Raw genomic sequence first — 16090 nt, forward strand, 5'->3', positions numbered from 1 at the left:
CCCTCCAGCAAACCCCACCCCCCCCGCCACCCCAGGCAGTTGGTGGAAACCTGCGGCCAATACCACCTGGCACATTCAGTACACTGGCACACTGGATAAAACCCGCCAGGTGACGGTTTACAACGTGGACTTGTTCGATACCCCGGCCAGCGTGGTGCAAGAGCTGGCGGCCAGAGGGGTCAAGGCGGTTTGCTATCTGAGTGCAGGCTCCTGGGAGAACTGGCGACCGGACAAGAACCAGTTTCCCCCGGAGGTGCTGGGCCGTAACTACGACGGCTGGCCCGGTGAGCGCTGGCTGGACATTCGCCAGATTGACAAGCTGGCCCCTGTGCTGCGGGCCCGGCTCGACCTGTGCAAGCAGAAGGGCTTTGTGGGGGTAGACCCGGACAATGTGAACGGCTATCAGAACAACACCGGCTTTCCGCTTACAGCCCAGGACCAGATTCGCTTCAACCGCTGGCTGGCGAACGAAGCCCACCAGCGGGGCCTGGCGATTGGCCTCAAGAACACCACCGAACTGCTCTCGCAGCTCATCAACGACTTCGATTTCCTCGTCACCGAGGAGTGCTTCGACCAGGGCTGGTGCAACCAGACCCGCCCCATGGTGCAGGCCGGTAAGCCTGTTCTGAACATCGAATACACCGATACCCGCATCAAGAGCGCCTCGCAGTTCTGTGGTAATACGCTGGGCCTGGGAATTTTTTCCATCCTCAAGCGACGGGAGCTTGATGGTTGGGTGGAGGAGTGCAGGTAATACCAGATTCGGTTAGTTCGTCACCAAAGGGTGATGAACTAACCCCACCGAAGTTATCCGCGTAGCGGAGGGCGATACCGCCCCTTGGAAGTAAGACGCTTTTTTCGCCGACCGACAGTGAAGGGCCATCGGCCCCCGGCTAGCGCCGGTACTCAAGGGAGGGGTGTGCTCTAGGATTCAAAAAGACAGCCTCTGGTGTTTTTGGTTTTGTAAACTGTCTTTTTGAATCCGGTATAACTTACCCCGTTAAGTCGAAACATAGCGTTTCATACGTGAAAATCCCACCGGGCTAGTAGAGCTCGAGTGGGATTTGCACATCTAAGGCAAGTACACAGGGGACTTGGTGCATTTGCCAGGAAATGCGTACCTGGACAACTTGTCAGTTTCTTGTAAGGCTATAGGGGGGTGCTTTGCGCGCACTGAGACGTCCAAAGTAAAGCGAAAAGTGCTTCGCGTACGTGATTAATGTAACGATGGATAACAGGACAGTTGCCCTATGGTGTTTGAGGTTCGTCTTCTACGCTAAGGTCAGGAAATACGCTTCATGCTCTTGCTCCATTATCCAGAGGGTCAGGACGAATGAAAACCACCATCCGAATCGTCACTTTTCTTCTCATCACCCTGCTTTTACTACTAGCGGGCTGTAATTTGCAAAAAAGCAATAGCGAGGGCGAGGCTCCCAACGGCCCACCTCAGACCCCTTCCATGCCCCGCTTCGAGGGGGCCCCGGTGGCTTTGCCAGTTCAAAAGGCCGATGCCAACCGGCCCCTGCCGGGTGTGCAAATTCCGGGGGTGGCCCAGCCCCAGCGCCAGGGTGTGCAGTCCCAGGCGCTTCCAGCTAACCGTGTGGCCCTGCGTATCCTGGTGATTGGCCCCACTGCCGAAGACCCCGGCCTGCAAGCCTGGAAAGCCATCCTCGACCAACTGGGCGCCCACTACGAGGTGCTGCTGGCTGCCTCGCAGGAGCTAACCAGTGGTGTGCTGGAGGACACTACAGGGGGACGCTTCCAGGCTATCCTGCTGGCCAGCAACAACCTGGCCTACGAGGTCTCGCCGGGGGTTTTTGCCAGCGCATTCACCGGTGACGAATGGAGCCGGTTGTGGGACTACCAGCGCCGCTACGCGGTGCGTTCGGTTTCGCTCTATACCTTTCCAGGGCCGGGAACCCCAACGGTGCGTTTTGCAGATCCGGAAGACTACTGCATCCGCTCGGTGCGGCCTGCGGGCGACGAAGAGGTGCGTACCGACAATCCGGCCACCAACCCGCCTGGCGACCCGCCCCCCTATCCGGCGGTTCAGATGACGCTTACGCCCGAGGGGCGCGGGTTGTTTAGCTACCTCAACCCCAGTGCCGTAATTCCTATTCAAAATGCCTATACCTATCCGGCCCGGTTGGCCACCGCCCAGGAGTCTCCGGGTTGTCTGGTACAGCCGCTTTTGCGGGACTCGAGCAACAACGTGCTGGGCGTGTTCAGCCGGAGCGCCGACGGGCGCGAGCGCATCGCCCTGACCTTTGCCAGCAACCCCTACCTGCTGCACACCCAACTGCTGGGCTATGGCCTGGTTCGCTGGGCCACGCGCGGGCTTTTTATCGGGGAGCGGCGGCATATCCTGGCGGTGGACGTAGATGACTGGGGGCTGGAATCCGACTGGTGGGACGATACCCTCCAGCCCGGTGAGCCCCTGCGCTACCGGCCCCAGCCCTTTCGAATATCTGCGGTGGATGCCTGGTCGGTGTATCAGCAGCAGCGCCAGCTCAACGCGACCTATCCCCTCAGCAACGGCTTCATGCTCAACCTGGCCTTCAACGGGCGGGGGGTGAACACCGGCGTGGCGGCCAGCTGCAACCCAGGGGTGTCCAGCGGTGACCCCCTCTCCAGCCTGACCAAGTGCCTGGCCAGCCGGATGCGCTGGGTCAATCACACCCGCGACCACCCCTCCATGGACAACATCACCGACCCTGCTGCCCTGCGCTTCCAGATTGCCGAGAACACCCGCCTGGCCAATCAACTCGGCCTCTGGTACGGCAGCAAGACGCTCAAAACCGGAGAACTCTCTGGGCTGGGCTGGTACCGGAGTCCGGATCCGGCACCCATCGTTCTACCTACCCTGCCGTCGGAGTGTCCGCCCATCGCCACACCAGCGGGGCCTGGCTCGGACGAGCCGCGTAAAGATTTCGGCCTGGTTTGCGCGAACAGCAGCCTGCTGGATCGGGCCCGCGAGTTGGGCATTCGTTATATCCACGGCAATTACTCGGTGACCAGCCACAAGCCCCCCTGCCCCATTTGTGGGGTGGCCCTGCGCCCGGACTTGCTGATGACCCCAGTCTGGCCCACCAACATTGCCTACACTGTGACCAACCCCGCAGAAGCTACCTCGTTCTATAACTATATCTACGCACCGGGCGGGCAGAACCCCTACTGGCCCAGGCCCCTGAGCTATGAGGAAATCCTCGAGCAGGAAACCAACCTGGCCCTCTACCACCTCCAGACCAGCGCCAGCTCGCACTACTTCCACCAGGCCAACCTGCGCGAGTATGCGCCGGGCCGCAGTCTGGTCTTTGACTACCTGAACCGCCTGATGGAGAAATACACCTCGTTCTACCAGATACCTGTGCTCAACCCCTCCTGGGACGAGATCGGGGAATACGTGGCCGAACGCACCAACCATACCGAGCTGCTGCAAGCAGGTCTCACCGCGATTTGGGATCGCAGCACCAATCAGGTTATATTCACCGCGCCTTCAGGGCGTTCGGGTGTACTGTTTTTTACAGGGGCGGCGCAGGGGCAGAGCACTGTGTACGGAGGCGATACCGTTTCGAAGGTCAGCCTTTCTGCCGGGCAGAACCTGAGCTTTTCCTACACTCCTTCAGAGTAAAGGGATTTTTGAGCCAAAGCCTAAGAGGAGCGCGATGAGAATTGCACTGATCACCGAAGGAACCTACCCTTTTGTGGTGGGTGGGGTGAGCGTCTGGTGCGACCAACTCATTCGTGGTCTGAGCGATTTTGAGTTCGAGGTGATTGCCCTGACCAGCAACGGTCTGGAAACGAATGCCTATCCTGCCCCACCTAACCTCAGAGGGGTGATCAACTTTCCCCTATGGAACGCAGAACGGCGGCGACGAGGCAAAAGCCATTCCTCTCGTTGGTTTGACCAGGTGCACCACAGTTTTGTGAGCGCTCTGACCCAGCCCAACTGGGGCACCACCTATTTTATGTGGGCTTTGCGGGCCATGGCCGGCTATGCCCAGCAGGCCGACCTGGGTGCGGCCCTGCTCAGCGAAGCCTCGCTGGGTCGGCTCATTAAGGCCTGGAAGGGATACCAGCCGCAAGACCCCTCCAATGGTTCCCTGCCGAACCTGACCCTTCAGGATGCCTTGCTGGCATCTCAGCTAATTGAGCATCTGCTTCGGCCCTTGCGGTTGATTCCCCCTAAAGCCGATGTCTACCATGCGGTCTCCAACGGCCCGGCGGCGATTGTAGGGATGATGGGCAAGTGGTACCATGCCGCTCCCTTTGTGCTCACCGAGCATGGGGTGTATTTACGCGAGCGCTACCTGAGCTATTTGCAAGCTCCATACAGCCCGGCGGTGCAGACCCTGATTCTCAACTTCTTCCGCCTGCTTTCCAGCACGGCCTACCGCATGGCAGACCTAATCGTGCCGGTTTCGGAGTACAACCGCCGCTGGGAAGAGCGAAACGGGGCCTTCCCCTCCTCGATTCGCCCCATTCACAACGGGATTGACCCGGCCCTGTTCCCGCCGCCCGAAAAGGAGCCCGAGGTTCCGACCCTGACCTTTGTGGGCCGCATAGACCCCCTCAAAGACCTGCACACCCTGATTGAGTCGTTTGCCTACACCAAAAAACACGTGCCGGAGGCCCGCTTGCGGATGTTTGGCCCCACTCCTGCCGGCAATGAACGTTACAGGGAAAGCTGCGAAAGGTTGATTGAAGAGCTGGGTTTGCAGGGAGCCGCGACTTTCGAAGGCCGAATTTCTCCGGCGGCACGCGGCTACCAGGCCGGGCACGTGGCGGTTTTGAGCAGCATCTCGGAGAGCTTTCCGTATGCGGTGATTGAGGCCATGTCATGTGGGCGGGCGACGGTCTCGACCGATGTGGGCGGGGTTAGCGAGGCGGTCGGGGATGCAGGTATTCTGGTGCCGGCCCGCGACCCGCAGGCTATGGGAATGGCTTGTACTGAGTTACTTATGGACTCCCAACGGCGTATTGAGATGGGCAAGAAGGCACGTGAACGGGTGCTCAAGTACTTTACCCTCGAGCGATTTCTGAACGACTACCGTAAGATGTACCACGACGTGGTTTTTTTTTCGAGTTCACCCAAGACCCTTACCGAGCCGAAGACGCCTACCGAGAGTAATTTACTGGTGGCCTCGGGGAGCTGAACTGGGCTTACCTCAGGTTCGTTCATGTTACTACCCAGGCTGCATTCTGTTAGGCTTGCCACCAAGGGCAGGGGACTTTCGTGATGATTTGGCTTATTTACCTTTCCTACTCTCCGGATATCTAGCTTAAAAAAACCATTCTATGGGCCTTTTTGCTTTCCTGTATCTAAAATCCTGTGCCAGATACCTCTCTCTTCCACCAGGAGAGAGGAAAGAGGGTTCATGACAAGGGTCTTTGAGGCCATGGGTTGGATGGTATGAGCCAGCGTATCGAGTTTTTTGAGGATCGTGGGGTGGCTGTACTGCCTAGCTATACCCGGACGGGCAAGGCCCTATCCACCCCCTCCAACCGCCTAGCCCAGTTGATGCAGCACCTGGGGCCGGTCTTAGAAACCGCAGTGGATTCGCAGCAGATTGCGGCGGCCCTCGAGGCCCACGGTTATAACGATCGAATGGTACTCGAGCGCTATGGCTACCCCAACGTATTCGAGTTGGCCGAAGCTCTCTTCCGCACCGTGCCGCGCAAGCTCACCCCCGCCAAAAGCAGGGTTTATCATTTCTCCAACACCCTTCGAGAACTTTCGCATGGGCTGTTTTATGGGATGCCGGGGTTATTCTATCCGGCTGTGTTTGCCTGGGTAGGCCCCCAGGAAGCCACTTTGGGGCTGATCTTGTCCGCCATTCTGGGCTGGTCGTGGAGCCAGGGCATGATTCGTCTGGCTTATGTCTTGATGGGTCAAGGCTTTGCCCCGGAAGCCCGAGTCTTGTTACGCACCATGATGTTTGTTGGATTGGGTCTGGCGGCCTTAATTCCGCCAATCATTCAAGGAAGCCCACCCCTGGTGGCCCTGGTGGTTTTGCAAATGGCCTATCACATGGCCTCCGGTATCCTGCTTTTGTATAAGCGCGAACTGTGGTTGCTAGTGGCCACATCGCCGGCTGTTGTGTCGGGGGTGCTGTTCTTGCTGGCTCCAGAGGTGCTGGGCGCCGCCACCACGACCCTGGTCATGATGGTTTCGGTGTTGCTCAGTTTTGTGGCTGCCCTCGTCACCACCCAGGCCAAGGCTACCCATTCCCCCTGGAAAGTGTTGCAGCGGGCCGACTGGCTGGATACCCTGCCGCTCATGCTGTACGGTTTCTTGAGCGCTATTTTTGTGTTCCTCAATCCTTTCTGGCACTGGATGACCAATACCCCCATTGCCTCGGGTCTGGCAGTAGTTCCGCTGGTACTGAGCATGGGGGGCCTGGAGTGGCAGCTGCGGATTTTCCTGGAACGCATGAGCCTGTTGTTGGCCAGCACCAGCGACCTGAGCGTATTTGCCCGCAACGTCAATCGCATCTTTTTGTCCGTGCTGGCCACTTATGGGCTGCTTCTGCTGGTGTTAAGTCTGCTGGCTATAGGAATTCTGAACCTTCGCGATTCGGAATCCCAGATCTTCCTGGTTGCCAACTTTATGCTGGGTCTGGGGTTTTTTGTGGCCTTCACCCTCACCTCCATGAACCGTACCCTGCGGGTACTGCTGGGGATGGTGTTGGCCCTGATGGTGTATCTGGCGGCTTTTGGTCTCTCCATTCAGGGACTGCTGCCCCTGAATGGACACCTGAGTTATCTGCTGGGATGTGGGGTCTTTAGCATCTATTTGCTGCTGGTGGCCCTGCCGGTTTTGCGTGAGCTTCGCAACTATCAGTAGGCAAAACGATGAGCACCAAGCCTGCTAAAGCCAGACCCCTAGCCTTCTACTATGGGCAGGGTCGGCTAGAGCGACTATGCCGCTATCAAAAAGTGGTGTTGCAGACTTGGGCTTATACGTCAGAGGAGCTGGCTTTTCTGCGTAGCCAGCGAACCCTACCTCTGGCCTACTTGAGCCTGGGTGAAGACCAGCCTATGCCTTCGCCCTGGCACCGCGATGCCCGCAATCTGGACTGGAATACGGTTTATGTTGATCCTGCCCATCCCGAGTGGATGAAGAACCGACTCGAGGAGGCGCAAAAGGCGATTGAAGTGGGGTTTGAGGGGTTGTTTCTGGACACCCTGGATACCGTTACCCTGTTTCCTCAGGATCGGTTTGTCATGCTTGGCCTCATCAGCCAGTTACGGGAAAAGCTGGGAGCCAGGCTGATATTTGCCAACCGAGGGTTCCACCTCTTGCCCGAGCTGGCAACCCTGGTGAACGGGGTGGTACTGGAGTCGTTTTCTACTACCTGGACGCCCTGGGGCTACAGGGTGTTGCCTGCGTACGAACTCGAGTACAACCTTAGCTGCCTGTTCAGGCTCCAGGGGTATTCCTTGGAGCTCTATGCGCTGGACTACGCCAACAACCTCTGGCTCGAGGGCTACGCTCGTCTACGGGCGATGTTTTATGGCTTGCCCACTTTTGTGAGCAACCGGGATCTAACCCGCATATAGAAGCTACCCTCTGTCCGGCCCATCCAGATACTGCTTCGAAAAGGCGTGGGGCAGAAGCTCTCCGAGAGTGGTATGTAACTCGGAGCCATCGGCGCTGAGGCAGTGCACCGGGGTCTCGGGGTGGGCAAACTCGCTTAGTACCTGTCGACATCCACCGCAAGGGGTTGCGGGCTGTTTGCCCCGGCTCAACACCCAAACCTCGGCAATCTCTTGCTCTCCTGCCGAGACCATTTGCAGGGTCGCCGACTGTTCGGCACAGCGCGAGAGGGGATAGGCGGCGTTTTCTACATTCACCCCGCCGTATAATCGGCCCGACCTGGACTTGATGACGGCCGCCACAGCAAAACCCGAGTAGGGCGAATAGGAGCGGGTCAGGAGCTGGTGCAGGAGTTCTAGAACCTTCTTGGGTGTTCTGGACACGCTTCCAGCATACCGCACGATTCAGGCTTCCTCCGAAGTGACCGACTCACTCAGGGTTTCGTCGTCGCTGGGCTGGGGGGTTTTCTTCTGGGCCCGCACTCGCTCGATGCCCCTGGGGTCGGCTGTTTCGACCACAAAGACAAAACTGCCGTACTCGAGCTTTTCCCCCACCTCGGGGATGTGCCCAAACTCGTTCATCAGAAAGCCCGAAAGGGTGTCGTACTCGCCTTCTGGCAGCTCGATACCCAGCTTTTCCGAGGCGTCCTCCAATGGAATGGAGGCATCCAGCATATAGACCCCCTCGGCCACCTCCTGCACCGGGGCGGCTTCCTCTTCATCGGACTCATCGTAGATCTCCCCGATGATTTCTTCGATGATGTCCTCGAGGGTAATCAGGCCGGCGGTGCCCTTGAACTCGTCCACCACAATGGCCATGTGGGTTTTGCGGCGGCGCATCTCGCGCAGCAGCTCGCGCGCTCCCATGGTCTCGGGCACGAAGTAGGCCGGGTGGCAGATGCTGCTGACCTTGGTGCTGTCCATCACCGGGCCGCTGTACTCGAGCAAATCTTTGATGTAGGCCACCCCGATGATGTTGTCTATGGTTTCTTTGTAGACCGGAACCCGAGAATAACGATGCTCGCGGGCCATGTTCCAGAACTCGCGCAGTGTGGCATCGGCCGATATGGCCACCATGTCCACCCTGGGAACCATAATCGAGCGCACCGGGGTTTCTTCCAGATCCAGAATCTGGCTGATAATCTCGCCTTCGCTTTCGTCCAGCACGCCTTCCTTCGAAGAAGCCTCAACAATCAGCTTGAGCTCTTCGGCGCTGCCTACCATGGAGTGCGAGGGGGCTTCCTTCAAGCCGAGGAGCCTCAGGAAGAAGTTGCCGCTGCGGTTAAACAGCCATACCAGAGGAGCGGTCAGGCGCTGAAAAACATTGAGCGGCAGGATGGTGAAGCCCGCAACCTGCTCGGTACGTTGCAGGGCAATGCCCTTGGGAATCAGCTCCCCAAAGAGCACCGTAATAAAAGTGATGAGGATGACCGAGATGGAAAAACTAATGGTGGAGAGCAGGCTACTTTCTGCGGCAACGGAAGCTTCGGTCTGGCCAAAGAGGGCGGCGATACCCGCCACAATCAGCCGGGTGACGTAGGGTTCGCCAAACGCACCCAGAATCAGGTTGGTGGCGGTGATACCTAACTGGGTGGTGGCGATGTAGGTATCGAGCTTGACCATGGCCTGCTTGAGCAGGTTGCCCTGCCAGGAGCCGCTTTCCGCCATTTGTTCGACCCGGCTGCGCCGAATTGCCACCAGGGAGAATTCGGCAGCCACAAAAAAAGCATTGATCAGGATGAGGAGGACGATGATTCCAAAACTGCCAGGGATGCTTTCCATAAGGTTCGCGTTCGGCCATCCAAAAACTAACTTGCCCCGGAGCATTCCAGGGCAATGCCACGGCTACGTTTGGAGGGGGAGTCCATACGCTACTAGGCGGAAGTTTACCACAGCCCCAGGCGGCTCACAAGCGGCGGCGCGAGAAGTAGAACCCCGATCAGGGCAGCAATTCCACTCACAATCAGTACGCTAGCGGCTGCAACGTCCTTGGCGGCCTTGGCCAGAGGATGATAGTTGGGTGAGACCAGATCTACGAGGGCCTCGAGGGCGGTGTTGAGCAATTCCAGGCCCAGCACCAGGGCAATCAGCAGCAAAACCGGCACCAGGCTTACCTGTAACCATACCGCCAGGCCCAAGGCAATTGCTCCGATGTAGACCTCGAGGCGAAAGTTGCGCTGGCTTTTCCAGGCCAGTTGAACCCCTGCCCAGGCATAGGCAAACGAGGCGCGCAGGCCCCGCAAGGGAAGAGGGTCGGAGCCGGGCTTGGGGGGAGGGGTCAGGGTGGGCATGGGGCTTGGATGGGGTGGGCCAGGTCAACGGGTTGAGCATCCTGTGCTTGACCCAAGAGCTACGACCTACAGCAACACCAGCTTACCCGACCCTTAGAGCTCGAGGATGCGGGCTTGCACCTGCCGGAACCCTTCCCAATCGGCCTCGCTTTGGTGGTCATGCCCGAGCAAGTGCCACAAGGAATGGGCCGCCAGCACCTTGACCTCGTGGGTTAGGCTGTGCCCAAGTTGAACGGCCTGGCGGCGGGCGGTGTCCAGGCTAATCACAATATCCCCCAGGTGGGGCGGTATGAAGGGGTCACCGGGTTCATAGGTCGGAAACGACAGCACATCGGTGGGGACGTCCTCGCCCCAGTGCTGCCGCTTGAGGGCCCTTATTTCCTGGTCATCGGTCAGAATGACCGTAAGGAACTTGTCGCCGTGGCCCAACTCGGTCAGGAGGCTTCGCAGGGCCTTGCGCACCTGTGGGCCCAGGCCCCGGGGTAGGGGGGTATGGGCGACCAAATTCACCTGTGCCATTCGCAAAACTCAACGCTCTGCGGAGCGTTCGCTTTCGTGCTCGTGGAACTCGTAGGCCTTGATGATGCGGGCGACTAACGGGTGGCGCACCACGTCGGATTCCAAAAAGCGCTGCTGGGCAATCCCCTGGATGCCCTTGAGAATGCGCATGGCCTCTACCAGGCCGCTTTTCTGGGCTTTGGGCAGGTCAATCTGGGTAATATCGCCGGTGATGACCACCCGGCTGTTGAAGCCCATCCGGGTGAGGAACATCTTCATCTGCTCGGGGGTGGTGTTTTGTGCCTCGTCGAGAATGATGAAGGCGTCGTTTAAGGTGCGCCCGCGCATGAAGGCCAGCGGGGCTACCTCAATCACCCCCGACTGGATGTACTGATCAAAGCGCTCGGCGTCAATCATGTCGAAGATAGCGTCGTATAGCGGACGTAAGTAGGGGTCAATTTTGGCCTGGAGATCGCCGGGCAAAAAACCCAGACGCTCCCCGGCCTCTACGGCAGGGCGGGTCAGGATGATGCGCTTGATTTTCTTGGCTTTCAGGAAGGCCACGGCCATAGCGACAGCCAGGTAGGTTTTGCCGGTTCCGGCAGGGCCGATGCCAAAGGTGATGTCGTGGGTGCTAATGGCCTCCACGTACTGCCGCTGCCCCGGCGTTTTGGGCTTGAGCCTTCCGGGTAGGGTGAGCTCGTTGCCAAGGGTAGGCGTGGCCGTCTCGACGGGTAGCGACTGCCCATTTTCGGCGACCAGAATGACCTGCTCGAGGGTTCCCGCATCTATATCGGCCCCCTGGCGAACCAGGGTGACCAGATCCCGCATCACCCGCTCGGCCAGCCGCACCTCGTCGGGGTTGCCCGAAATTTGTACTTCCTGCCCGCGCACGACCAGCTGCGCTGGTAGGAGCTTGCGCAGGGTTTTAAGATTTTTGTCACCATGGCCGAGCAAGGCCAGGGCTTCTTGCGGTGAGCGTAAGGGGACTATCGTTTTAGTTTGCGTACTCTTCTCCAATATTGGCTCCTGGGTTCAGCCAGCACCTGATGCCAAACCACACCGTTCAGAATAGCATGGGGGGTGGTCGAAAACGTCCACTGCGCTGTGGGTTCGGTCTTGGGTTTGGCGGCTGGCGGGATTGACCTTGCTGGGGCCGGCCGAGCGGGCTCTTGGGCAGGACGAGACCCTGTGCGGGCCAGGCGCTCGCGCTCGATCTCCTCGAGGGTCTTGGGGCGCTGACCCGCCGGAGCTTTGGGTCTGGGTGGCTGGGAAGGCTGGCTGACCAGAGGCCTTGGGGTTGGGGCGCTGCTGGTTGGGGGGGGTGTGGGAGCCGCTCTGGGGGCGGGTGGACGTGCAGGCGTGCTCGACTGGGGGGGCTGGGCCTGTCGAGGCTGCGCCGGCGGACGACGCTCTTCCCCAGGCAAGGGAATTTCATCGGGCTCAAAATCGGGTGGCATCTGCCGGCCCCGCCGCAGCAAGCCCTGCAAGGCGGGCAGCACGATAAAGAAAAATAAGAACAACAGACCTAAGAGATCATCTAAACCCATGAGACCCTCCGGGCGGGGACGGGGGCGTAAAGGGGCAAGGGAAGAAGGGAGAAGGAGGGGGACGATTCCACATATGCTGAGCGTTCCCAACCCCCCTGCCCACAGGTATGGAGCGCCGGGCTCCCTGGCTTTCCTCTGACCACCGCAACCCCATCAGGCTACCTAGCGCTGCGTACCAGTCGGCCCGCCCTCGGGGGCGTTGCCGCCGCTGGCCTTGCTGATGGATTCGCGCATATCGGTGTCGGCCTCGATGTTTTTTAGCTGATAGTAGTCCATCACGCCCATGCGGCCGCTGCGGAGTGCTTCGGCTAGGGCCATGGGCACGGCGGCCTGGGCCTCGACCAGCTTGGCCCGCATGGCCTCGACTAGAGCGGTGTTTTCTTGTTCGACCGCGACAGCCATGGCCCGGCGCTCCTCGGCTTTGGCCTGGGCGATTTTCTTATCGGCTTCGGCCTGGTCGGTGCGGAGTTGGGCCCCGATGTTTTTACCCACGTCCACTTCGGCAATGTCTACCGAGAGAATCTCAAAAGCCGTGCCGGCATCCAGGCCCTTGGCCAGTACGGTTTTGGAGATGCGGTCGGGCTGCTCGAGCACCTGCTTGTGGTCTTCCGACTGACCGATGGAAGCCACAATGCCTTCGCCGACCCGGGCCACGATGGTTTCTTCCCCCGCACCACCCACCAGGCGGTCAATATTGGCCCGAACCGTGATGCGGGCTGTGGCCAGCAGCTGGATGCCGTCCTTGGCCATGCCGGCCACCATGGGGCTGGTAATGACCTTGGGATTAACCGAGAGCCGCACCGCGTCCAGCACATCGCGGCCGGCCAGGTCTATGGCTGCAGCGCGGTCGAAGTTGAGCTTGATGCCGGCCTTATCGGCGGCGATGAGGGCGTCTACAACGCGGTCTACGTTACCGCCGGCCAGATACTGGGCCTCGAGCTTGGCGGTTTCCACCGGAATGCCCGCTTTGAAGGCCTTGATCATCGGGTTGACGATCTTGGCGGGGGGAATTCTTCGGAAGCGCATCCCCACCAGAGCGGTGAGTGGCACGTTGACCCCCGAGAACAGCGCCGTAATCCACAGCGGTACGGGAACCAGATAAAAAAACATGAAGACCGCTAGCAAAGCCAAACCTGCGATGATCAAAGCTCCAAACTCCATGTAGTCCTCCTGATTAGGCTTGTCAACAGTAAAACCTTATCAACCCAGGTTACATCATCGTAAAGTCGCTATCACCCAAAGGCTTCCATTGCCCCGAGATCTAGCTGTCTACCTTGCGTACTACCACCCTGGGGCCCTCAACCTGAATGACCCGGATGGTCTGGCCCCGGTCTATAAACTCGCCCAGGGTCACCACATCTACGCGGCGGTCACCAAACTGAGCAGTGCCTGCCGGGCGGAGATCGGTGAGCGCGCTACCCACCGCGCCCAGCAGCGATTCCAGCTCGTTTTTGGGCGGGGCCACTTCCTCTACGGCACTGCTGAGCACGAAAGGCCGGGCCACCCGGCCACGGGGCAGATAGCGAAAGATCAGGAATAGCCCCACGGCCAGCCCGATAATCGCAAATGACCCCACCTGCAAAGCCTCGTCGCCAAAGGTGAAGTAAATAGAAGCACCAATCAGCCCCAGTCCCACTAAGCCAGGTATGCCAAAGCCGGGGGTCACAAAAAGCTCAAATACCACCAGCAACAGCCCGCCAAACAGCAGGATGATGGTGAGTGCGCTGGAAAGGCCGGCCAGATAGCCCCCCAGGAAGAACAAGCCCAACGCGGTCAGCCCGACGATGGCGGGGATGAAGGTGCCGGGGGTGAAGAACTCCAGAACGAGCCCCAACACCCCTACCGCGAGCAGGATGGCGGCGATGGTGGGGTCGGTGAGAAAGCGGGCCACCCGCACCTGGGGGCCGGGCTGTACTTCCTGGGTATCGGTATTGAACCCGGCTTTCTCGAGGGCGGCCCGCAGGCTGGCGACCTCGGCGTCGGCTACCTTCAGTTCCACTGCTTTCCGGGCCGAGAGGGTCAGGGGTTCGCCCTTGGTCGTAATACCGCGCACCTCCACTTCGGGGTCAACCATGGCCTCGGCGATGTTGGCGGGGCGGTTGCGGGCTTCGGCCACCGCCCGGAACTTGCCCTTCAGGGCCGAGATAACCTTGCGGTCGGCCGCGGTGGCGTTGCCCACCACCGGGGTGACCGTGATGGGCAGGGCTGCGCCGATGTTAGAACCGGGCAGCATCATGATTTGCTGGGCAGCCAGAGAGATCAGCGCACCCGCCGAGAAAGCGTTTTCGATCACCGCCAGGGTGGGTACGGTGGAGGCCAGGATGCGGTCGGTGATACGGATTGCGGCATCCACCCGTCCGCCGGGGGTGTTGACCCGGAACACCACCCCACTGGCCCCATCGCGCTCGGCTTGCTCGAGGGATTGTTCTATGAATGTGGCCAGCGGCCCGTCTATCGTCCCTTCGATAGGGATGATGTACGTTTTGGCCTGCGCCAAGGAGGCAACCAACAGGAAGGCGAAAAGTAGGTTTCTCACCAACGTTATCTTAGCAAGCCAGGCCGGGGGGAGTGTAATGTGTGGGGGGGTGGGCCTGAGCTGAAGGTCGGGGCTAAGTTGAACAAGGCCGCTTTTGGCAAACGGCTATAAGGAGCGTAAAATCCAGTCGTGAAACTCGGATTGATTGGCTTTCCGGTCGAGCATTCGCTTTCACCCTGGATGCAAGAAGCGGCCTTGAAAGCGGCGGGGCTGGAAGGCTCCTATCGGGCCCTCGAGACCCCACCGCCGTTTTTGCGGGCCCGCCTGCTGGAAATTCGACGAGACTACACGGGGGTCAATGTCACCATTCCCCACAAAGAAAGCGTGCTGCCCCATCTGGATGAGCTGAGCCCGGAAGCCAGAGCCATCGGTGCGGTCAATACGATTGTGTGCGACCAACACCGGCTGATCGGCTACAACACCGACGCCCCGGGGTTTATTTCGGGTTTAGACGAGGCGGGTATCTCCTACCGCAACAAAAAAGCCCTGCTGCTGGGGGCGGGGGGAGCTGCTCGAGCCATAGCCTACGCTCTCAAGGAAGAAGGGGCCCACGTAGCCGTTTATAACCGCACCCAGGGGCGGGCCCAGGCCCTATGTGAAGCCCTGGGCCTGCACGTGGTCTCAGAGCCTTTGCTGGAGGCGGCGGTACGAAGCTGTGATTTACTCATCAACACCACCAGCGTGGGTTTGCAAGACCCCCTGAGTTCGCCCCTGCCCGAGGGCCTGTTGCCGCGTGAAGGGGCCGTGGTAGACATCATTTACAATCCACCACTAACCCGCTTGATGCAGGAGGCGCAGAAAGCCGGCTTGCCCACCCTGGGGGGATTGTCGATGCTGGTTTGGCAAGGGGCGCTGGCCTTTGAACTCTGGACGGGGGTCAAGGCAGATGTCCAGGTCATGTACGAGGCGGCGCGGGCGCGTCTGGGCGAAGCCTTGCAGCCATGAGCAGTGTGCATTCAAGACTCACCCTCGAGCGTCCGTGGAGCCACGAACTCGAGGTCAAACACTCGCGCTTTGTGGCTCAGGCTGCCCCGGTCGCCAGCCCCGAGGAGGCCCTGGCGTATGTGCAGGCCGTGCGGAACCCGCAAGCTACCCACAACTGCTGGGCCTACAAGGTGGGGTCTCTGTATCGTTTTTCCGACGATGGCGAACCTTCTGGAACGGCAGGCCGCCCCATCCTGAGCGCCATCGAGGGACAAGGTCTGGATGGGGTTGTGGTGGTGGTAGCCCGCACCTTTGGGGGCATCAAGTTAGGGGCCGGAGGTTTGGTGCGGGCCTATGGGGGCGCGGCCTCCGAATGCCTGCGGCAAGCCCCCAAGCGGGTTATTGTGCCCAGGGTGCGCTGCTCCCTGCAAGCCCCCTTCGAGTTCAGCAATACCCTGTTTCATCTGTTGGCAGGCCTTCACCGCGAAGCCGAAGCCTACAACGAAGCAGGGTTGTCCGTGGTCTTCACGCTGGACGAAGACCAGCTGCCCCTATTCCAGGAGCAGGTGCGCGACCAAACTCGAGGCCGGGCGCTTCTGCGCGTACTGGAGCGGCTCGAGGTTTATTAACCTGGTTGCTTCTCGCATAGACCTTGGCTTTATTAAGCAGTCGAAACCGGCTCTTGCAACTCC

15 protein-coding genes are annotated in these 16090 nt (G+C 59.8%); 7 read left to right on the plus strand and 8 right to left on the minus strand.

From position 1 onward, the window contains the following. From Mhypo_RS07970 to Mhypo_RS07990, 5 genes are all read left to right on the plus strand, one after another. Nucleotides 1-754, plus strand: a 754-nt coding sequence (locus Mhypo_RS07970) for an endo alpha-1,4 polygalactosaminidase (RefSeq protein ID WP_338067087.1), incomplete at its 5' end; no start/stop codon positions are given. A 579-nt stretch (nt 755-1333) separates the two neighbouring features. After that, the gene (locus tag Mhypo_RS07975; RefSeq protein WP_240637164.1) at nt 1334-3631 is read left to right on the plus strand and encodes an Agd3-related carbohydrate-binding protein; all 2298 of its coding nucleotides are present in this window, start codon (nt 1334-1336) and stop codon (nt 3629-3631) included. A 34-nt stretch (nt 3632-3665) separates the two neighbouring features. Continuing rightward, entirely contained in the window at nt 3666-5156 is a 1491-nt protein-coding gene (gene pelF / locus Mhypo_RS07980; protein WP_119340773.1) for a GT4 family glycosyltransferase PelF, read from the plus strand. Between the two features lie 257 nt (nt 5157-5413). After that, nucleotides 5414-6847 carry a hypothetical protein gene (locus tag Mhypo_RS07985; protein WP_119340774.1) on the plus strand — a complete coding sequence of 478 codons (1434 nt, stop codon included), beginning with the start codon at nt 5414-5416 and terminating at the stop codon, nt 6845-6847. 8 nt (nt 6848-6855) lie between these two features. Continuing rightward, nucleotides 6856-7563: an endo alpha-1,4 polygalactosaminidase gene (locus Mhypo_RS07990; protein WP_119340775.1), complete on the plus strand. Its 708-nt coding sequence runs from the start codon at nt 6856-6858 to the stop codon at nt 7561-7563. A 3-nt stretch (nt 7564-7566) separates the two neighbouring features. On the opposite strand, the gene cdd is transcribed toward Mhypo_RS07990, so the two are convergent. From cdd to Mhypo_RS08030, 8 genes are all read right to left on the minus strand, one after another. Beyond that, nucleotides 7567-7983, minus strand: a complete 417-nt coding sequence (gene cdd / locus Mhypo_RS07995; RefSeq protein ID WP_119340776.1) for a cytidine deaminase — start codon at nt 7981-7983, stop codon at nt 7567-7569. A 21-nt stretch (nt 7984-8004) separates the two neighbouring features. Further along, the gene (locus Mhypo_RS08000; protein ID WP_119340777.1) at nt 8005-9381 is read right to left on the minus strand and encodes a hemolysin family protein; all 1377 of its coding nucleotides are present in this window, start codon (nt 9379-9381) and stop codon (nt 8005-8007) included. A gap of 104 nt (nt 9382-9485) precedes the next feature. Next, nucleotides 9486-9890 (minus strand): diacylglycerol kinase, encoded by a 405-nt coding sequence (locus Mhypo_RS08005; RefSeq protein WP_119340778.1) that lies wholly within the window; start codon nt 9888-9890, stop codon nt 9486-9488. 93 nt (nt 9891-9983) lie between these two features. Further along, a complete protein-coding gene (gene ybeY / locus Mhypo_RS08010) occupies nt 9984-10409 on the minus strand; it encodes an rRNA maturation RNase YbeY (protein WP_119340779.1) in 426 nt (141 codons plus the stop codon). A 9-nt stretch (nt 10410-10418) separates the two neighbouring features. Next, a complete protein-coding gene (locus tag Mhypo_RS08015; RefSeq protein WP_119340780.1) occupies nt 10419-11408 on the minus strand; it encodes a PhoH family protein in 990 nt (329 codons plus the stop codon). After that, nucleotides 11378-11938, minus strand: a complete 561-nt coding sequence (locus tag Mhypo_RS08020) for a hypothetical protein (protein WP_119340781.1) — start codon at nt 11936-11938, stop codon at nt 11378-11380. Before Mhypo_RS08020 ends, Mhypo_RS08015 begins: the two co-directional genes overlap by 31 nt. Nucleotides 11939-12100: 162 nt before the next feature. Further along, complete coding sequence (gene floA, locus Mhypo_RS08025) at nt 12101-13099, minus strand: flotillin-like protein FloA (RefSeq protein ID WP_119340782.1); 999 nt, start codon at nt 13097-13099, stop codon at nt 12101-12103. Nucleotides 13100-13199: 100 nt separating this feature from the next. Continuing rightward, complete coding sequence (locus Mhypo_RS08030) at nt 13200-14474, minus strand: NfeD family protein (RefSeq protein WP_119340804.1); 1275 nt, start codon at nt 14472-14474, stop codon at nt 13200-13202. Between the two features lie 129 nt (nt 14475-14603). Here Mhypo_RS08030 and Mhypo_RS08035 point away from each other — a divergent pair, with 129 nt between their 5' ends. Beyond that, a complete protein-coding gene (locus tag Mhypo_RS08035) occupies nt 14604-15419 on the plus strand; it encodes a shikimate dehydrogenase (protein ID WP_119340783.1) in 816 nt (271 codons plus the stop codon). Continuing rightward, nucleotides 15416-16027: an IMPACT family protein gene (locus tag Mhypo_RS08040; RefSeq protein WP_119340784.1), complete on the plus strand. Its 612-nt coding sequence runs from the start codon at nt 15416-15418 to the stop codon at nt 16025-16027. Before Mhypo_RS08035 ends, Mhypo_RS08040 begins: the two co-directional genes overlap by 4 nt. The last annotated feature ends 63 nt before the right edge of the window (nt 16028-16090 follow it).

The organism is Meiothermus hypogaeus (assembly GCF_003574035.1).
Classification (GTDB): Bacteria; Deinococcota; Deinococci; order Deinococcales; family Thermaceae; genus Meiothermus; species Meiothermus hypogaeus.